Origin of the sequence: Streptomyces antioxidans (genome assembly GCF_000968685.2) — a bacterium.
Lineage (GTDB): Bacteria > Actinomycetota > Actinomycetes > Streptomycetales > Streptomycetaceae > Streptomyces > Streptomyces antioxidans.
The window spans coordinates 77,654-97,198 of sequence record NZ_LAKD02000054.1 but is presented as its reverse complement, the minus strand read 5'-3'; the positions used below and the strand labels follow the sequence as shown (position 1 = coordinate 97,198).

Below are 19,545 nucleotides of genomic sequence, written 5' to 3'. Positions count from 1 at the left end.
CATGGCCCGGACCGACGGACCCTGGGCCCCGTGGGGCCTCTCCGGGCGCCATAGGTTCCGCACGCCCCGGGGAGCTGGAATGATCGCGGGCAGTGGTTCACGGTCGTTAACCGGGAGGGTGCGTGATGAGTGAGCAGCGGTACGGGGAGTGGGTCGCGGTCCGCAGGGACGGCTTCGTGGCCGAGCTGGTGCTGGACCGGCCCAAGGCCATGAACGCCGTCTCGTCGGAGATGGCGCGCTCCATCGCGGCGGCCTGCGCGGCGCTGTCCGAGGACCGTGACGTCCGGGCCGTGGTGCTGACCTCGACCCATGAGCGGGCCTTCTGCGTGGGCGCGGACCTCAAGGAGCGTAACTCGCTCACCGACGCCGAGATGCTGCGGCACCGGCCGGTCTCCCGCGCCGCCTACTCCGGGGTGCTGGAGCTGCCGATGCCCGCCATCGCGGCGGTGCACGGCTATGCGCTGGGCGGCGGCTTCGAGCTGGCCCTGTCGTGCGATGTGATCGTGGCCGACCCCACCGCCGTGGTGGGGCTGCCCGAGGTGTCGGTCGGGGTGATCCCGGGCGGCGGCGGCACCCAGCTGCTGCCGCGCCGGGTGGGCGCCGCGCGCGCCGCCGAGCTGATCTTCTCCGCCCGCCGGGTGGCCGCCGCGGAGGCCCATGCGCTGGGCCTGGTGGACCGGCTGACGGCGGAGGGCGAGGACCGGGCCGGGGCGCTGGAGCTGGCCCGGGGCATCGCCGCCAACTCCCCGGTCGGCGTGCGGGCCGCCAAGAAGGCGCTGCGGCTGGGGCAGGGGCTGGACCTGCGGGCCGGTCTTGAGGTCGAGGACGCGGCCTGGCGGACGGTGGCCTTCTCGGGGGACCGCGCGGAGGGTGTGGCCGCGTTCAACGAAAAGCGTCCGGCGAACTGGCCGGGGGAGTGACGGCCCCGTACCGGGGAAGTTGACCCGGTCCGGGGAGCGGCCCCGGCCCGGGGGGAGCGAAGCGGCCACCGGGGGTGACCGTTCGCTCGGATACCCGGGGTGAACGGCCCGCAGCGGATTGTTCTCGACGTTCTTACGCTGGAGAGCGGAGCGAACGATGCATGGCCGTGAGGAATGCGAGGCCGTCGTGACGGACAACGGGGAGATCGGCGGGCGGCCCGGCGGGGTCGACGGGCGATTGCGGGCCGTTGTGCGGCTCGCCCAGGAGATGGCGGCGGCGCACACCCCGCAGGAGTCGATGGGCGCGGCGGCGGAGGCGGCCCGCCGCGCCCTCGACGGCAGCTTCGCGGCGATCTCGATGTGGGAGCGCGAGCGGGGGCTGCTGCGGGTCCTGGTGAACGTGGGCGAGCTGATGGCGGGCGAGGAGCGGCTGCCGGAGGACGAGTCGTATCCGGTGCACGACTTCCCGGAGATCGCCGAATTCGTGCACGAGCACTGGGCGGCGGGCGGGGAGCCGCACGCCTGGGTCGAGACGGCCGAGGGGCTGGGCACCGGCGTCGGCGTCGGCTCGGTGGCGCCCAGCGGCAGCTGGGGGAGGGTGGCCGCGCTGCGGCGGCGCGGCCGTGGCAGCTGTGTGGTGGCCCCGATCGTGCTGCATGGGCGGGCGTGGGGCGAGCTGTATGTGGCCCGGGCGGCCGGGCGGCCCGTGTTCGACCGGGAAGACGCCGACTTCGCGACCGTGCTGGCCTCGGTGACCGCCGCCGGGCTGGCCCAGACCGAGCGCCTGGAGGAGGCCCGCCGCCTCGCCTTCACCGATCCGCTGACGGGCCTCGGCAACCGGCGGGCGGTGGACATACGGCTGGACGAGGCGCTGGAGGCGTATCACGCGGACGGCACGGTGGTGAGCCTGGTGGTCTGCGACCTCAACGGCCTCAAGCGGGTGAACGACACGCTCGGCCATGCGGTCGGCGACCGCTTGCTGGAACGGTTCGGCTCGTTGCTGTCCATATGCGGTGCGATGCTGCCCGGGGCGCTGGTGGCGCGGCTGGGCGGTGATGAGTTCTGCCTGGTGGGGGTCGGGCCCCCGGCGGACGAGGTGGTCCGGGTGGCCGATGAGCTGTGCCGCCGGGCGGCGGAGCTGGAGCTGGGCGAGGGGGTGGCCTGCGGGATCGCCTCCACGGGCGATCCGATCGGGCCGGTGCCGTCGGCCCGGCGTCTCTTCCGCTTGGCGGACGCGGCGCAGTACCGGGCGAAGGCGGCGCGGTCGCTGAAGCCGGTGGTGGCGGGGCGGGACGGGGGCGCGGAGGATGCGGTGATCCGCCTCGCCGACACGTCTTCGGCCCACCCGCCGGAACGACGCCGCTTCCGGGGCCGCCGCTAACCCCCACCGGGGCTCCGCCCCGGCCCCGCTCCTCAATCGCCGGAGGGGCTTGAGTGTGGGGCTCTGCCCCGCGTCCTGCAGGGCCTTCGCCTCGGGCCTGGGCGGGGTTGCGCCTTGGGCGTGGACGGGCCTTCGCCTTGGGCGTGGATGGGGTTGCGCCTCGGGCGTGGATGGGGCTTTGCCTCGGGCGTGGACGGGCCTGCGCCTCGGGCGTGGACGGGCCTTCGCCTCGGGCCTGGATGGGATTGCGCTTCGGGCGTGGACGGGCCTTCGCCCCGGGCCTCCGCCCCAGGTCCTGTCGCGGTTGTGGCCCGGGCCATTGCTGGCCTCCGCGCGGCGCCGGGGGTGGGAGTCCGTTTCAGCCCCTCCGGCGATTGAGGAGCGGGGTTCGGGGCGGAGCCCCGAGGGGGGCCGGGGGCCGCCCCCGGTTCGGGAAGGGGCGGGGTGGGGTGGGGTGGAGACCACGGGCGACGGGGTGACAGGTGGGGATTCACTCTCTAGGGTGCCTGAATATGGATATGCACACTGTGGTGGTGGGGACGTCCGGAACGACCGCCGACGATGTCATCGCCGTGTCCCGCGGCACCGCGCGCATCGAGATCTCCAAGGCGGCCCTCGACGCCGTCTCCGCCGCGCGGCGGGTGATCGACGACCTCGCGGCCAAGCCCGAGCCCGTCTACGGCGTCTCCACCGGCTTCGGCGCGCTCGCCGTACGCCACATCAGCCCCGGGCTGCGCGCCCAGCTCCAGCGCAACATCGTGCGCTCGCACGCCGCGGGCATGGGCCCGCGGGTCGAGCGCGAGGTGGTGCGGGCGCTGATGTTCCTGCGGCTCAAGACGCTCGCGTCCGGCCGCACCGGCGTCCGCCCCGTCGTGGTCGAGACGATGACCGCGCTCCTGAACGCCGGGATCACCCCCGTCGTGCACGAATACGGCTCGCTGGGCTGCTCCGGCGACCTGGCGCCGCTCTCCCACTGCGCGCTGGCGCTCATGGGCGAGGGCGAGGCCGAGGGGCCCGACGGGACCGTGCGGCCCGCCGCCGAGCTGCTGGCCGAGCACGGCATCGGGCCGGTCGAGCTCCGCGAGAAGGAGGGGCTCGCACTGCTCAACGGCACGGACGGCATGCTCGGCATGCTGATCATGGCCTGTGCCGACCTCGCCCGGCTCTTCACCGTCGCCGATGTGACCGCCGCCCTCTCGCTGGAGGCGCTGCTCGGCACGGACCGCGTCCTCGCGCCCGAGCTGCACGCCATCCGCCCCCACCCGGGGCAGGCCGCCAGCGCCGCCAACATGCTGCGGGTGCTGGCCGGTTCGGGGCTCACCGGGCACCACCAGGACGACGCGCCGCGCGTCCAGGACGCGTACTCGATCCGCTGCGCCCCGCAGGTCGCGGGCGCGGGCCGGGACACCCTCGGGCACGCCCGGCTGGTCGCCGAGCGCGAGCTGGCCTCCGCCGTGGACAACCCCGTGGTGCTGCCCGACGGGCGGGTGGAGTCCAACGGCAACTTCCACGGCGCGCCCGTCGCGTACGTCCTGGACTTCCTGGCCGTCGCCGCCGCCGACCTGGCCTCGATCGCCGAGCGCCGCACCGACCGGCTGCTGGACAAGAACCGCTCCCACGGCCTGCCGCCCTTCCTGGCCGGTGACCCGGGCGTGGACTCGGGGCTGATGATCGCTCAGTACACCCAGGCGGCGCTGGTGAGCGAGATGAAGCGGCTCGCGGTGCCCGCCTCCGTCGACTCCATCCCGTCCTCCGCGATGCAGGAGGACCATGTCTCGATGGGTTGGTCGGCGGCGCGCAAGCTGCGTACGGCGGTGGACGGTCTGGCCCGCGTCCTGGCCGTCGAGCTGGTCGCCGCCACCCGGGGCATCGAGCTGCGCCAGGGGCTGCGGCCCGCGCCCGCGAGCCGGGCGGTGCTGGCGGCGGTGCGCCGGGCGGGAGTCGAGGGGCCGGGCGAAGACCGCTATCTGGCGCCCGACTTGGCGGCGGCGGACGCGTTCGTACGATCCGGAGAGCTGATCGAGGCCGTGGAGTCGGTGACGGGCCCCCTGGACTGAACCGGGCCGGGGCCCGGGGCGGGTGCGCCCCCAGTCCGCCGCCGGGCGAAGGAGGCGGTGCGCCCCCCCATTCGCCCCCGAGCGGCGAAGGCGGCGAGCGAAGGCGCTAGTACGCCTGAGGACGCGTGCGCCGCACGGACGCGGTCACCATCGCCACACCCAGCCCCAGGAAGGCCGTGCCGCCGAAGAGGTACGGGGTGACGTCCACGCTGCCGGTGTCGGCCAGGTCCCCGTCGGGCACGGTCTGGGTCCTGGGGCCGGACCCGGGCGGGGTCTCGGAGGTCCGTGAGGACGCCGAGGACGCTCCCGGGTCCTCCACGGTGGCGTTGGCGGACGGGACGAACCACAGGGCGCACAGCAGTGAACCGGCAGCGGCGGCGGTCAGCAGCGGTCGGCGTGCGGACAACGGCATCCTCCTTGAGGCTGCGGCAAATTGGCCCCGTGCGCCGATCGTAGTGACAACTGCGGGTCGTGCGGAAGCGAGACGGGGCGGCACCCTAACCTCCGTCGCATGACGAGTAGCGAGACATCACGGTTTGTCCGGCTTCGCGTGGAGCTCGTGGTCGAGATCACCGATGCCGACCGGCTGCGGCGCGCGGCGTACGAGCGGATCGACGGCGATGAGTCCATGGCCGCGGAGGAGCGGGGTCACGCGCACCGCATGGTGGAGTCGGACGAGGCCGAGGCGCTGGCCTATCTGATCGAGCCGTTCGAGCTGGTGGAGGAGGTGCCGGGGGTCGAGCTGGCCCAGGCGTCCTGGAGCAGCGAGCACGTCGACTACGATCCCCGCGCCGTCGAGTGGTCCGGCGACTTCGCCGACTTGGACGAGGACGATTGAGTCCGGAGAGCCGCATATGGGCCCGGAGAGCGGCATTCCGGGCGACGAAGGCGGCGAAGCGGACGACGAAGACGGCGGAGCCGTGCCGGTCCGGGTGTCGGCGGGTCTTACGCTTGACTGGCGTCTTTGCTAAGTGGTCTTGCGCACAGTTTCGCCGTGCGTGGAACCGGCCAAAAGGTACAGGCGTTCTTATCGGGCAGGTCCGGCCAGGTCCGGGGTTTCTGGGATCCAGAGCAAGATCCAGGTCAAATGGAGAAGCGTGTGATGACGGACGGCAAGCGCCGTAAGGGGCTGGTGGCCGTGGCCGCCGTGCTCGGCGGCGTACTCACTCTCGGCGCGTGCGGTGGGGACGGCGGCGACGACGACGCCAAGAACGATGGGCACGGGTCGCAGTCGCAGGTCGACGAGGCGGCGGCCAAGGACGCGTCGGACGCCCACATCAAGATCACGCCGAAGGCCGGTGCGACGAATGCGGGCATCAACAGTGACACCAAGGTCACGGTGAGCGAGGGCAAGCTCACCTCCGTCACGATGACGTCCGTCGCGACCGGCAGCACCGTGGCCGGGACCATATCGCCGGACAAGACGTCCTGGAAGCCGAGCGGGCAGCTGGAGCGGGCCACCCAGTACAAGATCAGGGCGTCCGCCGAGGACTCCAAGGGCCGTAAGGCGACCGAGAACTCGGCCTTCACCACCGTCTCGCCCTCCAACAGCTTCATCGGCAACTTCACGCCGGAGGACGGCTCCACGGTCGGCGTGGGCATGCCGGTGTCCATCCGGTTCGACAAGGCGGTGACCAACAAGAAGGACGTCGAGTCCCACATCAAGGTCACCTCCAGCAGCGGCCAGCAGGTGGTCGGCCACTGGTTCGGCGGCGACCGCCTCGATCTGCGCCCCAAGGACTACTGGAAGGCGGGCTCGACCGTCTCCCTGAAGCTGGACCTGGACGGCGTCGAGGCGGCGCCCGGTGTCAAGGGCGTCCAGGAGAAGACGGTCAACTTCACGATCGGCCGCTCCCAGGTCTCCACGGTGGACGCCGAGTCCAAGGAGATGAAGGTCGTCCGCGACGGCAAGCTGCTCAAGACCATCAAGATCTCGGCCGGTAGCCCCGAGAACACGACCTACAACGGTCAGATGGTGATCTCCGAGAAGTTCAAGGAGACCCGGATGAACGGTGCGACGGTCGGCTTCACGGACGACGACGGCAAGGGCGAGTACGACATCAAGGACGTGCCCCACGCGATGCGGCTGTCCACCTCGGGCACCTTCATCCACGGCAACTACTGGGGCGCCAAGTCCATCTTCGGCAGCGTCAACACCAGCCACGGCTGTGTCGGTCTGTCGGACACCAAGGGCGCGGGCGACTCCAAGACGGACGGCGCCTGGTTCTACGACAACTCCCAGGTCGGTGACGTCGTCATCGTGAAGAACTCCAAGGACAAGACCGTCCAGCCGGACAACGGCCTCAACGGATGGAACATGGACTGGAACCAGTGGGTGGCCGGAAGCGCCGTCGGCGGCGCCTGACCCACCCTCTGCTCACCACCGCCGGGCGGCGGTCGGCCCTCTGGCCGGCCGCCGCCCGCCTCTGTGCGTCGGCCGGGTCGTGTGCACGGCGGGGAAGCCGTGTTCACGTACCGTCGGCGAACCGGTGCGCACGGTGGCGGTCGGCGCCGAGTGGCGTGCCGCCCGGGCCGGAGGAGAATGGGCCATGGGGGCATCCCGCACCGGCCGCGCACGGCCGGAAATGGCGATACGGAGGCGGCCCCCATGCCCGAAGTCACGTCCTACCAGCCCGGAACACCCTGCTGGATCGATCTGATGGTCCCCGACCAACAGGCCGCCCTGGACTTCTACTCCGGGCTGTTCGGCTGGGAGGGAGAGGTCGGCCCTCCGGAGACCGGCGGCTATGCGACCTGGACCCTGAGGGGCAAGCCCGTCGCGGGGGTGATGTCCGCGCGGTCGGTGGGCGAGGAGACCCCGCCGCCGACCGTCTGGACCACCTACTTCTGCTCCGCCGACGCCCAGGCCACCTCGGAGTCCGTCAGCCGGGCCGGAGGCACCGTGCTGATGCCGGTCATGGACGTGATGGACCTCGGGCGGATGCTGGTGGCGGCCGACCCGCTGGGGACCGTCTTCGGCGTCTGGCAGCCGCTCGGCTTCACCGGCGCGGGCCTGGTCAACGAGCCGGGGACGCTGATCTGGAACGAGCTCAACACCACCGACCGGGAGGCGGCTTCGGCCTTCTACGCGGAGGCGCTTGGCGTGGAGTCGATCCCCATGGAGGGCGAGGGCGCCGAGGGTTACTTCGCGCTCTCCGTCGACGGCCGTACGGTCGGCGGGCTCCAGCCGCTGCGGGAGGGGCTACCGCTGGAGGTGCCCCCGCACTGGCTGGTCTACTTCGCGGTCGAGGACACCGACCGCCTCTCGGCCAAGGTGTCCGCCGAGGGCGGGACGGTGCTGCGCCCGCCGTACGACATGGTCGCGGGCCGGATGTCCCTGGTGAAGGACCCGCAGGGGGCGCCGTTCGCCCTGCTCGCCCCGAAGCCCATGGGCTGAGCCGCGGCTGAACGGCCGGGTCTAGCCCCGCTTGAGGACGAAGTAGCCGGAGGTGGAGCCCAGGGGCGTGTACGAGCTGCCCGGGTGGAGCTGCCCGGCGTACTCGATCACCTGCCGCTCGGTGCGCTCCGGCGGCTCCTGCAGCGCTATGTAGTCCGGCCGTATGTCCTGGGTGGCGCCGACCCACAGCACCCGGCAGCGGCTGGTGAGCCTGCTTATCGGCCCGACGTTGGCCTCCACCGTCGCCCCGTCCGGGATCCGGTCCAGCAGCCGCTCCACCGCCCGCGCCTGTGGCGGCTTGTCGTAGGTGGCGCCCTGGGTGAGGCCGTACAGCGGCATGGAGGACGACAGCGCGAGCGCCCCGCCGCACACCGCGGCGGGCAGCTGACGGGCGTACGAGGCGAGCCAGGGCCGGCGGGTGTCGTGGACCCGGTCCAGGGCGTCCACCAGGGCCAGCAGGACGACCGGCATCAGCACCGCGCTGTAGTGCCAGTCCGTGCCCCAGTAGTGGTCGTCGTGGGAGAGGAAGCGCCAGCCCAGGGTGGGCACGGCGGCCAGCAGCAGCGGGGAGCGCAGCGCCAGCAGCCCGGTGGTCGGCAGCAGGATCCACAGCAGGGTGCGCAGCGCGGTGCCGAACGGGATCGTGCCGGTCTGCTCACCGCCGCTGCCGACCTTGTCCCAATAGTCGTACGACCCGGCGCCGTTGAGGCCGGGGATGACCACGCCGAGCGCGAGCGCCGAGACCGCGATGCCGAAGCCCATCAGCGCGACGGCGAGCGGGACGGCGCGGGGGCCGCGCTCCGGGTCGCGCCGGGCGCGGATCCAGACGACCGCGCCGATCGCGGCCACCGTGGCGCCCATGTCCTCCTTGACGAAGGCCAGCGGGACGGCCCACAGCAGCGCCGGGTACCAGCGCCGGCGGATCACCGCCTCCAGGGAGAAGGCGATGAGCGGAACGGCGAAGCAGATCTCGTGGAAGTCGAAGTCCACGGCGCGCTGGAGGCCCCAGGACACCCCGTAGGCGACGCCGATCGCGAGCCCCCGGCCGCGCCCCAGCAGCCGGGCGGCGACGCGGGTGACGGGGACGGCGGAGAGGGCGAACAGCGCCGCCTGCGCGACCAGCAGGGTGACCGGGCCGGGGAAGAGCCGGTAGACGGGGCCGAGCAGGGCCGTTATGGGGCTGAAGTGATCGCCGAGGATATTGGCGCCGGGGCCCTTGAGATCGGCTATGGGGGCCTGGAAGTGCGCGTACGCCCGTATCGCCTGCTCGAAGATGCCCAGGTCCCAGGACATGGTGGCCATGCGGCGGTAGCGGCAGACCGAAAGCGCCGTGAAGACCGCGAAGAGCGCGAAGGCCAGCCAGTACGGATCGGCCCCCGGCCGCCGCAGTACGCCTGCCCTGACGCGGAGCCGGGTACGCCCCCTGACGACGGCGGTCGCCCCCTCGGCGCCGGTGCCGGGCGGGGCGGTTGCGGCCGTGTCCATCCAGGGTCCTTATCGTGTGGCGGTCTGTGCGAAAAGATACGCGAAGGGGGTGGGAAGGTTGCAGGGACGGTTTGGCATACCGATGCGAAGCTCCGCGGCGGTGCTGGCCGCGCTGCTGGCGGTCGGCGGCTGCAAGGTCGGTGACCAGGACGGCAAGGGCGCTGACGAGGGCGGGAGCGGGAGCGCCAGCGCGAGCGGTCCGAGTCGGCCCGCGGCGTCCGGCTCGGCCCTGGCGGCTGTGTCCTCGCTCACAGTCAAGGGCCGTGCGCCGAAGACGGGTTATGAACGCGACGAGTTCGGCAGCGCGTGGGTGGACACCGACGACAACGGCTGCGGGACCCGCGAGGACATCCTCAAGCGCGACCTTAAGGACGTCGAGTTCCGCGACGGCCACTGTCTGGTGGCCTCGGGTACGCTCACCGACGATCCGTACACCGGTCGCGATGTCCGGTTCGTCCGTGGCCACAGCGAGGTGGACATCGACCATGTGGTCGCGCTGTCGGACGCCTGGCAGAAGGGCGCCCAGAAGTGGAACCGGGACAAGCGCCTGGAGTTCGCCAACGATCCGCTCAATCTGATCGCCGTGGACGCCTCCGCCAACCGCCGCAAGGGCGACGGCGACGCGGCGACCTGGCTGCCGCCCAACAAGGCGTACCGCTGTGACTACGTGGCGCACCAGGTGGCGGTGAAGAAGGCGTACGGACTGTGGGTGACCGGGGCCGAGAAGGGCGCGATGAGGCGGGTGTTGGGGGGCTGCCCCGGCACGAGGCTGCCCGCGCGCTAGCCTGCCACGGCCGGTGGCGACCAAGGGGCTGACCAAGACCGTGGTGAATCGTTGTCCAAGCAGTGGCCTAGGCCGCGCCGACTCCATACCATCGATCAACGCCAGATCGTTTGTCGCGCCGCACGATCTCTGCCGGGAGGCTCAATGATCCGCCGCCGTACTGCGCTCACCGTCTCCGCCGCGTCAGCGCTGCTGCTCTCCGCACCGCTGATCACCGCGTGCGGCGATGCCCCGCGGCCCGGTGCCGCGGCGGTCCTGGACGGTGGCCGGATCACCGTGTCCGAGCTCCAGGCGCAGGTCAAGGCCGTCCGCCAGGCCCAGGGCAAGGACCCGAGGGCGGCCCAGACGGTCGCGGGCAGCGGTCGGCTGAGCCAGGACACACTGATCCGGATGATCCAGTTCCGGGTGATTGAGCGGGCCGGTAAGGACAACGGGGTGCACCTCACCCGCCGTGAGGTCCAGCGGGCCCGCACCTCGGCCGAGAAGCAGAGTGGCGGGGCCACCGCCCTGCGCGCCCTGTATCTCCAGCAGGGCATCGCGCCGGGCGGGATCGACGAGGCGGTCCGGATGGACCTCACGCGCAACGCACTGCTGCGCAAGCTCGGCACCTCCGAGGTCAATCAGGTGTTCGCCCAGACCTCCAAGGCGCTCAAGATCCGGGTGAACCCCCGCTACGGAAAGTGGGACAACACCCGGGGCACCGCGGTCCTGGCCAAGGAGGCATGGCTGCGCACCTCCGGCGATGACCCCGAGCGGGCATAGGCCCAGGGCGTAAGTCCAGAGCGGGCGTGGGCCCCGGGCGGGCGTACGTTACGTTGCAAGGGTGACCCCACCTGACTCACCCGATGTCGCCGCCCCCACCGGGCGCATCGTCCTCCTCACCACCAGCCACCGGGTGGCGCCCGGACTGCTGTCCTGGCCCGCCTGGCAGGCGCTGCACGGTGCCGACCGGGTGCTCTCGGGCGACCCGGACCATCCGCAGCTGCCATATCTGCGGGATGCGGGCGTCGAGGTGGAGCCGGGCGCTCCGGGCGCGCGCGAGCTGGTCGACTACTGCGTGGCGGACGGTGGCCGTACGGCCGTCGTGATCACCTCGGCCGAGGGCGAGTCCGAGCTGACCGACGGGCTGGCGCGGCTGGCCGGATCGGGCCGGGAGGCGGTGCCGGACCTGGAGCTGCTGCCCGGTTCCTACGATCTGCCGGGCGCGCGGCTGCTCGATCTGGTGCAGGTCATGGACCGGATCCGCGCCGAATGCCCGTGGAGCGGCACCCGGACCAACGAGGAGCTGGTGAAGTACGGCATCGAGGAGGCGTACGAACTCGTCGAGGCCATCGAGGAGGGCGACCGCGAGGCGCTGCTCGAGGAGCTGGGCGATGTGCTGCTCCAGGTCGTCTTCCACGCCCGGATCGCCCAGGACGACCCCGAGCACCCGTTCTCGATCGACGATGTGGCGGGCGGCATCGTGGAGAAGCTGATCCACCGCCATCCCCATGTCTTCGGCGATGAGGCCGCCGAGACCCCGGAGGACGTCCGGCGCCACTGGCTGCGGACCAAGGCGGCCGAGAAGCGGCGCGATTCGGTCACCGAAGGGGTGCCGCTCGGTCAGCCCTCGCTCGCGCTGACCGCCAAGCTGGCCTCCCGCGCCCGGACGGCCGGGCTCGACGTGGCCCCGCCGGAGGGGGCGGGCATCGGCTATGAGCTGCTGGCGCTCGCGGTGCGGGCCGAGGCGGACGGCGTGGACCCGGAGGCGGCGCTGCGCGCGGCGGCCCGCGCCTACCGTGACGCGATCCGGGCGGCGGAGGGCTCCCCGGCGCGGTGACGCGGCGCCGGGTGTGACGCCGAGGCGGCCGGAGTGATATCCGGGCGGGTCCGGGTACCCGGCCGCCATGGATACGTACGCCGAAGATCTCGCCGTGACCCGGGACCTGCTGGTCGGGACGGGGCCGTTCATCGTCGGGCTGGTGGTCGTGATCCTGTGCTTCGGGGCCGTGTGGTGGGGGATCCGGCTACGGGCCCGTGAGCCGGTCCCGCCCCAGCGGCCGCAACACCGCGCCGGCTCCTGGCAGAAGGCCCAGGAGGCCGACCACGAGGCGCGGGCGGCGGGCCATGGCCCGGGACACCAGGACGACGGGGACAGCGTCGGCTATGTGACCCAGAACCGCGAGCCCGATGAGCTGCGCCCGGACCGCAGCCGCCGGTCCCCGTCCGAGCTGGGCGGCTCCGGGACCCGGGACACCGGCAAGCGCGGCACCGAGGACCGGCCCAGGTGGCGCGAGGGCGGCAGCGGCTCGTTCGGCAACGGCTGAGGCGTACGGGGCGGGAGCCGTGAGGGTTGCGTACGGCGCGGGCCCGGCACCGGTGATGTCCGGTGCCGGGCCCGCGCGGCCGTGCGTGCGGCTGGTCAGCCCCCGACGGGCACCGGCTCCAGCGTGGCGCGGAAGTGGCGCAGGATCGGGGACTGGTCGGTGATCCGGAAGCCGTACACCTGGTCCGCGTTCTTGGCGATCCTCGCGAGCGTCTCGCCCACGTGGTCGTAGTGGCTGCGGGTGTAGACCCGGCGCGGCAGGGCGAGCCTGACCAGCTCGTACGGCGCGCTCTTGACCGGGTTGCCGTGCTCGTCCTCCTCACCGAGGTAGAGCGACCCCAGCTCGGCCGAGCGGATGCCGCCCTCCAGGTAGAGCTGGCAGGCCAGGGCGTGGCCGGGGTAGTTGTGCGGCGGGATGTGCGGCAGCAGTCGCCCGGCGTTGAGGTAGAGGGCGTGCATGCCCGGCGGCTCGACGATGTCCACGCCCGCGGCCCGGACCCGCTGGGCGAGGTGGGAGGCGATCTCGGCGCGTTCGGCGAGGTAGCTCGGCTCGGTCACCTCGGTCAGTCCCTGCGCCATCATGTCGAGGTCGCGCCCGGCCAGACCGCCGTAGGTCGCGAACCCCTCGGTGGCGATGAGGAGCAGCTCGCACTTCTGGGCGAGCTCCGGGTCGTTGGTGCCGATGAAGCCGCCGATGTGGACGATGCCGTCCTTCTTGGCGCTCATCATGCAGCCGTCCGCCAGGCGGAACGCCTCCTCCGCGACCTGCCGGGGGGTGCGGTCGCGGTAGCCGTGCTCATGGCGGGTGACCAGCCAGGCGTTCTCGGCGAACCGGGCGGCGTCCAGGAAGAGCGGCACCCCGCGCTGACGGCACAGCGCGGCCGTCCGCTTGAGGTTCTCCATGGAGACGGGCTGGCCGCCGCCGCCGTTGTTGGTGATGGTCATGACGACCACGGCGACCCGGGAGCCATCGGGCCCGGACAGCGTCCGGGCGAGCGCGTCCAGGTCGATGTTGCCCTTGAACGGGTCGGTGCTGTCGAGGTTCTTGGCCTCGGGGCACGGCAGATCGCGCGCCTCGGCGTCGTTCAGCTCGACATTGGCCCGGGTGGTGTCGAAGTGGGTGTTCGACAGCACGAGGTCGCCGCGCTCCAGCAGGGTGGTGAACAGCACGCGCTCGGCGGCGCGCCCCTGGTGGGCGGGGAGGATGTGCCCGTAGCCGGTGAGCTCGGTGACCGTCTCGTGGAAGCGGTAGAACGAGCGGGAGCCCGAGTAGGACTCGTCGCCCGCCATCCCCGCGGCGAGCTGGGCGGCGGACAGCGCCCCGGTGCCCGAGTCGGTGAGCAGATCGATGGTCACCTCTTCGGCACGGAGGTCGAAGAGGTTGTAGTTGACTCGCCGCAGCGCCGCTTCGCGCTGCTGCCGTGTGGTGACGGGTATCGGTTCGACAACCTTGATCCTGTACGGCTCCACGCTGCCCCTGCTCCTGTCTGTTCGTCGTTCTGTGTTTCGGCGTGCTCGGCGTACTTCGCGTGCGATGTCCCGGAGTTCGGCACCCTGGCGGGGTTCAGAGCCGGACCCGCACCCGGTCACGGGTGGGAACCGTCTCACGGGGCGGCCGCGTCTCGTACGCCTCGGAGGAAACGTAGACGGTCACCCGCCGCGGTCGGCCGCGCTGGTGGACCAGAGCCAGATAGGCGATCAGGCCCACGCCGTCGCCGAGGGGGCGGGGGCTCACGGCGGCCAGCGCCCGGTCGAGCGACCCGCTGTCCATGCCGTTGCTGCGCAGCACGGCCACGGCCCGCTCCCGCGCCTCGCCGTCGTGCCGGACGTAGTCGCGGACGGGTACGTGGAGGGTGTATCCGCTGGGCAGCCCGATCGCCGTCTCCGTGAAGGAGTGGCAGGTGAGGGTGGGGCGCCCGGCGAGCCGGTCGGCGCCCTCGTCATCGGCGAAGTCCCCGGCGGGGAGGTCGCCGACGGTGCGGAAGAACTCCTCCAGCCCCTCGCGGCCCGGTGCGGGGGTCATCCGGGACAGCGAACCCGCCTCGGCGGGGGACAGCCCGGGGTGCTTGAGGTAGACCTTCACCCGCGGGGCGTCCCAGTCGCCGAGGTCCAGGGCGAAGAACGGGAAGCCCTCCGCCCGGGGCAGCGAGTCGAACGCCTGTCGGTGGCCCAGCCGCGCCAGTGCCTCGCGGACCGTCTCGGCGGCCCGGTCGGCGCCGTTCGCCGAGGGATTGAGGTAGACCTTGACCCCGGGGACCCCGCCGGGGCGGAGTTCCAGGGCGCACCACAGGGCCAGCGGGCCCTCGGGGGACGGCGGGAAGAACAGGTCCTCGAGCCGGTCGAGCTGATCGGTCGAGAACCCCCAGCGGTCCGCCATGGCGTGGATGGACCGCAAACCGGCCCGGCCGTTCTCCGCCAGGTCGTCCCCGCTGGAGCAGCCCGGCTCCACCAGCACCCGCAGGTCCGGGGTCTGGCCCGGCAGGAAGGCCAGGGAGAACTCCACGGGGCTGTGGTCGTCGGAGAGAAAGGTGTGTGACGGGGGCGGAAGCGCCAGCGGCCGTCCGGCCGTGGCTCCCAGACTCTCCGTCAGCACTCCCGTGTACGCGGCCGCGTCGGCCTCACTCAGCCCCGCCACATGGCACAGCCGGGTCAGCTGGCCCGTGGTGAGGTCGCCGAGCAGTGCTTCACCCGAACTGAAACCGCTCATCGTGCCTCCCGTCGAATCGAGAGGTGCGGCTGTTTTGGTTTAGGTGGGGGGGATGGCCGGTGTTCCGGGACCACGAGAAGATACCCGCCCTGGGGGGCGGGTATCTGGGGTCCCATCGCGTGTGCTTCCGCGAAATTAGGGTAGGTGTTCGATTGGCCGCAGGGGTGGGGGTGCGGTCGAGGTATGAGTGAAACCGCTGATCGTCGACCGACAGTTATGTCGTCGTCGGCGGGAGACCTCACGACAGCTCCTCTTAGATTTTGGCCAACATAAATTGCGCAACACTGCCTACCCGTTCAGTTGAACATTCATGCGGTATGAAATGGGGCCCCCGGTGTGACCTAGATCACGTTCGCCACCACGAGAGGAACGAACTCCACAAGCCGCCCTTCTCCTGCTTATTCTGGGCGTGAGTGCGATGGCCGCCCGTGGGGATTTGTTGTTGCGCAACGGGCTGTTTGTCCGTACGTATCGGAGTGAATCGGGCAGGCAGTGCGGTAAGTCCGCGGTTGAACGGACCGGGGCGCCACGTCAGGCTCGACTCGGGCACCGCGAGCTCAATGTCCGGCAGCTTGTTGAGCAGTTTCTCGATGGCCACCACACCGATGAGCTGAGCGGTGTCCTTGGCCGGGCAGGCGTGCGGACCGGCGCTCCATGCCAAGTGAGCGCGCTTGCTGAGCTGCTGCCTGGAGGCGGACAGCGCGGGGTCGGTATTCGCGGCCGCGATGGAGACCAGCACCAGGTCGCCCGCCCGCAGCCGGGTCCCGGCGAAGTCCACATCGGTCACCGGGTAATGCGGAGCGTAATTGGACATGGGCGGGCTGTTCCACAGCACATCGTCGAGGGCGTCCTCGACCAGCAGCCCGGCCCCCGTGTACCGCTCGTCCGAGAGCAACAGCAGCAGTGCGTTGGCGATGAGATTCCGCTGCGGCTCGGCACCGGCGCCCAGGAGCAGCACCAGCTGATGAACCATTTCGCCGTCGTTCAACTGGGCATGGTGCTCCATAAGCCAGGAGGTGACATCATCTCCTGGCTGCTTGCGCTTCAATGCGACGAGTTCGGCCACGCTCTGGCCGAGCACCTCGTTCGCCTTCTCCGCATTGACTCCGTCGAATATCCCGGAGATGCCGAAGATGACGCGGTCACCGATTTCCGCCGGGCATCCGAAAAGCTCATTGAAAACGAACAACGGCAGCAGCTTGGCGTAATCGTTGAGCAGATCGGCCGAGCCACGGGCGAGGAACTGGTCCATCAGATAGTCCGCGACCCGCTCGACATGGCGGCTCAGCCGATGCGCATCCACCCGGGCCAGGCTGTCGGTCACCGCCTGACGCAGCCGCATATGCTCGGCTCCGTCGGTGAACATGCAGTTCGGCCGGTACTCCAGCAAGGGGACGACCGGATTGTCCCGGGTGACCTTGCCCTCGTTGTATTCACGCCAGCGGCGCGAGTCCTTCCGGAAGGTGTCCGGGTTCTGCAGCAGCTGGAGCGCCGCCGAGTAGTCCGTGACCAGCGTGGCGTCGACACCCGGGGAGAGCTCCACCGGCGCGGTCGGACCGTACGAGCGCATATAGGTGTAGTAGGCACCCGGATCGGCGGCGAACTCCGTCCCGTACAGCGGCACCCGCATGCCACTGCCATGGGCGGGGCAGCCGGGTGGTGGCACCGCCGAAAAATCCGATTGCATGTTCATCAGGTGCTCCTAGCGAGTACGTTCCTGTAGGTAACGGACAAGCGTTATCAGCGCGTTGGCCGATGACTTCTCGTCACGTGCGTCACAGGTGACGATCGGGGTCTCGGGCAGCAGGTCGAGCGCCTCGCGCAATTCGTTGTCGGGGCGTGCCGGCGTGCCGTCGAAGTGGTTGACGGAAATCGCATAGGGCAGTCCGTAGTGCTCCACCAGATCGATTACCGGGAAGGACTCCTTGAGCCGTTCGGGATCGACCAGGATCAGCGCCCCGAGAGCGCCTCGGCTCATGTCTTCCCACACCTGGACGAAGCGCTCCTGTCCGGGTGTGCCGAAGAGATACAGGACAAGTCTGTCGCTGAGCGTGAGCCGGCCGAAGTCCATGGCCACGGTGGTCGTGGTCTTGCCCCGGGTGCCCATGAGGTCGTCGACATGGGCTCCGGCCTGAGTCATCCGCTCCTCGGTGCGTAGCGGAGGAATCTCGGACATGGTGCCGATGAACGTCGTCTTTCCGACCGCGAAATGCCCCACGACCAAGATCTTGGCCGCGATCTGCACCGCTTCGCTCAGATAGACGTCATCATCCGAAACGGGCCTGGAGCCCATCCAGCACCTCCTGAAGGAGCGAAACATCGACAAGCTGCGCGGGAGGCGCGGGTGCACGGGTGACGAGGTATCCGTCCGTGGAGAGATCGGACAGCAGGACCTTCACGATGCCGATCGGAAGTCCCATGTGTCCGGCTATCTCCGCGACCGAGAGATAACCACCCGCGCACAGCTCCAAGAGCCCGCGCTTCTCCGGGTCGAGATGGCTGGGGGGTGTCTCTTCGGCGGAGGTGACCAGCGTGATCAGGTTGAACTGGTCGTTCTCCGGAAGCCCTCGACCGTTGGTGATGACGTACGGTCGCACTAATTGAGCGGATTCGGGTTCCTGCTCGCCTGGTGCCTTCATGCCTGAATTCCGCTGTTTTCGCGAGGCGGTGTGGTCAGCGCCTTGCCCAACTGCCCGACAAGCTGCTGCATCCGGAAGGTGATGTCGGCCATGTCGACATCCGGCGAGGAGGAGACCGCCAGATACGCGCCCTCACCCGCGGAGATGAGGAAGACCCAGCCACCGTCGAACTCGACCAGCGTCTGGCGCCATGTCATATGGGGGCCACCGCAGAAGCCGGCCATGGTGCGGCTCAGCGACTGGATGCCGCTCATCGCCGCCGCGACGGTGTCGGCCTCGTCCTTTTTGACCTCTTGAGAACGGGCCATCAGCAGACCGTCGGCGGAAACCAGGATCGCGTGACGAGCCCCTGGAACTTCCAGGGCGCTCTCAAGCATCCATGACAGGTCGTTGTTCACTGAGGATCATGCCCTTCCCTGTTCGGGTTTGCTGCTGAGCGGCCGGACTGAGTGCCGCGCTGGAACGCGCCCATGATCGATGCGCTTTCCTCGCTCGTCCGGGCCGCGGCGGTGGCGTCCGCTCGCGGGACGATGGAGATCGCGCCCTTACGGCGACGCTTGGGCAGGCCCCCGGCGGTGGAACCGCCCACGGTGGAACTGGTCAAGGTGGAACCGCTCGGCTCCGGCTGCTCGGCCGCCTCGGGAGCGTCGTAGGTCGTCGGCTGCTCTTCCGGCTCGGGCATATTGGTCAGAAGGTCCTCGGGGAGAAGCACGACCGCGCGAACACCACCGTACGGAGAGGCCGAATCGACGGACACCGTGAAGCCATAGCGCGCGGCGAGCACACCGATCACCGCAAAACCGAACTGCGGCGGATTGCCCAGTCCCGTTACACCGGTGGCGTGTGTGGCCGCGAGCAGCTTGTCCGCCCGGTTCTTCTCCTCCTCGTTCATACCGACACCGGCGTCGTCGATGATGACGCAGACGCCCTTGGGGACGGTACGGATGGTGATGTCGATGGGCGAGTCGGGCGCGGAGTAACTGGTCGCGTTGTCCAGCAGCTCGGCCAGCGCCAGTGCGACCGGTTCCACGGCCCGGCTGACCAGGGCGAAATTGCTCTGCGAGCGGATTTCCACCCGGGTGTAGTGACGGATGCGGCCCTTGGCGCTGCGCACCACGTCGTACACCGAGGCGACGGCCCGCTGCCGGCCCAGCCAGCCGTCACAGAGCACCGCGATGGACTGGGCGCGCCGACCGAACTGCGAGTTCATGTGGTCGATCTCCAGGAGGTCCTGGAGAAGCTGGTGCTCGCCGTACTTGTCCTGCGTCTTGGAAATGGCCAGCTGCTGCTCGTTGGCGAGACCCTGAAGGGTTCTCATGGCGGACTTCAGTGCGCTCTTGGTGGCCTCTTCGGCGCGGCTGTGAGCGTCCTGCACCGCCTCGGCGTAATTGTTCTCGAGATCGGCCGCACGTTTCTCTAGATCCGCCTTCTCCTGGCGCAGATTCGCCCGCGCCCTTCGCCCGCGGATAATGGCGGTTGCGGCGAGAGGCGTACCAGCGATCAGGGCCCAGAGTGCTGGATCCTGTAGATATTGCGTCATTGAGACTCTCTTAAAACGACTAGACCGCCAGGGACTTTAGGGAGGTGTGGTGCGTTATGCGTCTGGAATGGTCGGACAGGCGGTAAGTCAGCGCCCGTACGGCGCCCGCGGGTTCCGGGGACATCGCACTCGTCTTGCCGACGGCAGCGCACAGGCGTCGGTGCGCCGGAACGGCTCCGTATGCCCGACTGGCGGCATAATGCTCCTCAGAGTGGGGATCCTCTCGGCGTGATGCGCCGGATCGCCGTGTGTCTTACGCGCCCTTGGCTCGCCTGGCAAGCGCGGTGATCGTATCACCGGTATCCGTGGGCCCCGTGCATGTGCCCCAGT

19 protein-coding genes are annotated in these 19,545 nt (G+C 70.5%); 10 read left to right on the top strand and 9 right to left on the bottom strand.

What is annotated here, in order from left to right; genetic code table 11:
• Positions 1-125: 125 nt before the first annotated feature.
• The 3 genes from VT50_RS22060 (at position 126) to hutH (ending at position 4,358) form a co-directional block, all read left to right on the top strand.
• On the top strand, positions 126-920 hold the full coding sequence (locus VT50_RS22060) for an enoyl-CoA hydratase/isomerase family protein (protein ID WP_046090625.1): 795 nt from the start codon (positions 126-128) through the stop codon (positions 918-920).
• Positions 921-1,188: 268 nt separating this feature from the next.
• A complete protein-coding gene (locus VT50_RS22055; protein ID WP_046090628.1) occupies positions 1,189-2,301 on the top strand; it encodes a sensor domain-containing diguanylate cyclase in 1,113 nt (370 codons plus the stop codon).
• Between the two features lie 512 nt (positions 2,302-2,813).
• Positions 2,814-4,358, top strand: coding sequence for a histidine ammonia-lyase (gene hutH, locus VT50_RS22050; RefSeq protein WP_079343870.1), 1,545 nt, complete (start codon positions 2,814-2,816; stop codon positions 4,356-4,358).
• 106 nt (positions 4,359-4,464) lie between these two features.
• Here hutH and VT50_RS22045 read toward each other — a convergent pair whose 3' ends face one another.
• The gene (locus VT50_RS22045) at positions 4,465-4,770 is read right to left on the bottom strand and encodes a hypothetical protein (protein WP_046085124.1); all 306 of its coding nucleotides are present in this window, start codon (positions 4,768-4,770) and stop codon (positions 4,465-4,467) included.
• A gap of 99 nt (positions 4,771-4,869) precedes the next feature.
• Here VT50_RS22045 and VT50_RS22040 point away from each other — a divergent pair, with 99 nt between their 5' ends.
• The 3 genes from VT50_RS22040 to VT50_RS22030 all read left to right on the top strand — a co-directional run bounded on the left by VT50_RS22040 (position 4,870) and on the right by VT50_RS22030 (position 7,755).
• Positions 4,870-5,196 carry a hypothetical protein gene (locus tag VT50_RS22040; RefSeq protein WP_046085125.1) on the top strand — a complete coding sequence of 109 codons (327 nt, stop codon included), beginning with the start codon at positions 4,870-4,872 and terminating at the stop codon, positions 5,194-5,196.
• 249 nt (positions 5,197-5,445) lie between these two features.
• A complete protein-coding gene (locus VT50_RS22035; RefSeq protein WP_046085126.1) occupies positions 5,446-6,723 on the top strand; it encodes a L,D-transpeptidase in 1,278 nt (425 codons plus the stop codon).
• A gap of 243 nt (positions 6,724-6,966) precedes the next feature.
• Positions 6,967-7,755 (top strand): VOC family protein, encoded by a 789-nt coding sequence (locus VT50_RS22030; RefSeq protein ID WP_046085127.1) that lies wholly within the window; start codon positions 6,967-6,969, stop codon positions 7,753-7,755.
• Positions 7,756-7,776: 21 nt separating this feature from the next.
• Here the strand turns inward: VT50_RS22030 and VT50_RS22025 are convergent, their stop codons facing one another.
• Positions 7,777-9,240 (bottom strand): DUF2079 domain-containing protein, encoded by a 1,464-nt coding sequence (locus tag VT50_RS22025; protein WP_046085128.1) that lies wholly within the window; start codon positions 9,238-9,240, stop codon positions 7,777-7,779.
• Positions 9,241-9,322: 82 nt separating this feature from the next.
• Here VT50_RS22025 and VT50_RS22020 point away from each other — a divergent pair, with 82 nt between their 5' ends.
• From VT50_RS22020 to VT50_RS22005, 4 genes are all read left to right on the top strand, one after another.
• Positions 9,323-10,024, top strand: a complete 702-nt coding sequence (locus VT50_RS22020; protein WP_046085129.1) for an HNH endonuclease family protein — start codon at positions 9,323-9,325, stop codon at positions 10,022-10,024.
• A 144-nt stretch (positions 10,025-10,168) separates the two neighbouring features.
• A complete protein-coding gene (locus VT50_RS22015) occupies positions 10,169-10,786 on the top strand; it encodes a SurA N-terminal domain-containing protein (protein WP_046085130.1) in 618 nt (205 codons plus the stop codon).
• Between the two features lie 61 nt (positions 10,787-10,847).
• The gene (locus VT50_RS22010) at positions 10,848-11,843 is read left to right on the top strand and encodes a nucleoside triphosphate pyrophosphohydrolase (RefSeq protein ID WP_046085131.1); all 996 of its coding nucleotides are present in this window, start codon (positions 10,848-10,850) and stop codon (positions 11,841-11,843) included.
• A gap of 67 nt (positions 11,844-11,910) precedes the next feature.
• The gene (locus tag VT50_RS22005; RefSeq protein ID WP_046085132.1) at positions 11,911-12,330 is read left to right on the top strand and encodes a DUF6479 family protein; all 420 of its coding nucleotides are present in this window, start codon (positions 11,911-11,913) and stop codon (positions 12,328-12,330) included.
• 95 nt (positions 12,331-12,425) lie between these two features.
• Here the strand turns inward: VT50_RS22005 and VT50_RS22000 are convergent, their stop codons facing one another.
• From VT50_RS22000 to VT50_RS21970, 7 genes are all read right to left on the bottom strand, one after another.
• Complete coding sequence (locus VT50_RS22000) at positions 12,426-13,799, bottom strand: tryptophanase (RefSeq protein WP_046085133.1); 1,374 nt, start codon at positions 13,797-13,799, stop codon at positions 12,426-12,428.
• Between the two features lie 94 nt (positions 13,800-13,893).
• Positions 13,894-15,036, bottom strand: a complete 1,143-nt coding sequence (locus VT50_RS21995; RefSeq protein ID WP_046085134.1) for a tryptophan dimethylallyltransferase family protein — start codon at positions 15,034-15,036, stop codon at positions 13,894-13,896.
• Between the two features lie 346 nt (positions 15,037-15,382).
• Entirely contained in the window at positions 15,383-16,729 is a 1,347-nt protein-coding gene (locus VT50_RS21990; protein ID WP_046085135.1) for a cytochrome P450, read from the bottom strand.
• Positions 16,730-16,738: 9 nt separating this feature from the next.
• Positions 16,739-17,329: a GTP-binding protein gene (locus tag VT50_RS21985; RefSeq protein WP_046085136.1), complete on the bottom strand. Its 591-nt coding sequence runs from the start codon at positions 17,327-17,329 to the stop codon at positions 16,739-16,741.
• Positions 17,304-17,675, bottom strand: coding sequence for a DUF742 domain-containing protein (locus tag VT50_RS21980; RefSeq protein WP_046085137.1), 372 nt, complete (start codon positions 17,673-17,675; stop codon positions 17,304-17,306). The genes VT50_RS21985 and VT50_RS21980 overlap by 26 nt, the downstream gene beginning before the upstream one ends.
• Positions 17,672-18,073: a roadblock/LC7 domain-containing protein gene (locus tag VT50_RS21975; protein WP_046085138.1), complete on the bottom strand. Its 402-nt coding sequence runs from the start codon at positions 18,071-18,073 to the stop codon at positions 17,672-17,674. The genes VT50_RS21980 and VT50_RS21975 overlap by 4 nt, the downstream gene beginning before the upstream one ends.
• Positions 18,070-19,215 (bottom strand): sensor histidine kinase, encoded by a 1,146-nt coding sequence (locus VT50_RS21970; RefSeq protein ID WP_046085139.1) that lies wholly within the window; start codon positions 19,213-19,215, stop codon positions 18,070-18,072. Before VT50_RS21970 ends, VT50_RS21975 begins: the two co-directional genes overlap by 4 nt.
• Positions 19,216-19,545: the final 330 nt, after the last annotated feature.

What these genes read in the sequence shown, in the direction of transcription:
- VT50_RS22060 (WP_046090625.1), top strand. Translation starts at nt 126, where the DNA reads ATGAGTGAGCAGCGGTACGGGGAGTGGGTCGCGGTCCGCAGGGACGGC.
- VT50_RS22055 (WP_046090628.1), top strand. Translation starts at nt 1,189, where the DNA reads ATGGCGGCGGCGCACACCCCGCAGGAGTCGATGGGCGCGGCGGCGGAG.
- hutH (WP_079343870.1), top strand. Translation starts at nt 2,814, where the DNA reads ATGGATATGCACACTGTGGTGGTGGGGACGTCCGGAACGACCGCCGAC.
- VT50_RS22045 (WP_046085124.1), bottom strand. Translation starts at nt 4,770, where the DNA reads ATGCCGTTGTCCGCACGCCGACCGCTGCTGACCGCCGCCGCTGCCGGT.
- VT50_RS22040 (WP_046085125.1), top strand. Translation starts at nt 4,870, where the DNA reads ATGACGAGTAGCGAGACATCACGGTTTGTCCGGCTTCGCGTGGAGCTC.
- VT50_RS22035 (WP_046085126.1), top strand. Translation starts at nt 5,446, where the DNA reads ATGGAGAAGCGTGTGATGACGGACGGCAAGCGCCGTAAGGGGCTGGTG.
- VT50_RS22030 (WP_046085127.1), top strand. Translation starts at nt 6,967, where the DNA reads ATGCCCGAAGTCACGTCCTACCAGCCCGGAACACCCTGCTGGATCGAT.
- VT50_RS22025 (WP_046085128.1), bottom strand. Translation starts at nt 9,240, where the DNA reads ATGGACACGGCCGCAACCGCCCCGCCCGGCACCGGCGCCGAGGGGGCG.
- VT50_RS22020 (WP_046085129.1), top strand. Translation starts at nt 9,323, where the DNA reads ATGCGAAGCTCCGCGGCGGTGCTGGCCGCGCTGCTGGCGGTCGGCGGC.
- VT50_RS22015 (WP_046085130.1), top strand. Translation starts at nt 10,169, where the DNA reads ATGATCCGCCGCCGTACTGCGCTCACCGTCTCCGCCGCGTCAGCGCTG.
- VT50_RS22005 (WP_046085132.1), top strand. Translation starts at nt 11,911, where the DNA reads ATGGATACGTACGCCGAAGATCTCGCCGTGACCCGGGACCTGCTGGTC.
- VT50_RS21995 (WP_046085134.1), bottom strand. Translation starts at nt 15,036, where the DNA reads ATGAGCGGTTTCAGTTCGGGTGAAGCACTGCTCGGCGACCTCACCACG.
- VT50_RS21990 (WP_046085135.1), bottom strand. Translation starts at nt 16,729, where the DNA reads ATGAACATGCAATCGGATTTTTCGGCGGTGCCACCACCCGGCTGCCCC.
- VT50_RS21985 (WP_046085136.1), bottom strand. Translation starts at nt 17,329, where the DNA reads ATGGGCTCCAGGCCCGTTTCGGATGATGACGTCTATCTGAGCGAAGCG.
- VT50_RS21980 (WP_046085137.1), bottom strand. Translation starts at nt 17,675, where the DNA reads ATGAAGGCACCAGGCGAGCAGGAACCCGAATCCGCTCAATTAGTGCGA.
- VT50_RS21970 (WP_046085139.1), bottom strand. Translation starts at nt 19,215, where the DNA reads ATGACGCAATATCTACAGGATCCAGCACTCTGGGCCCTGATCGCTGGT.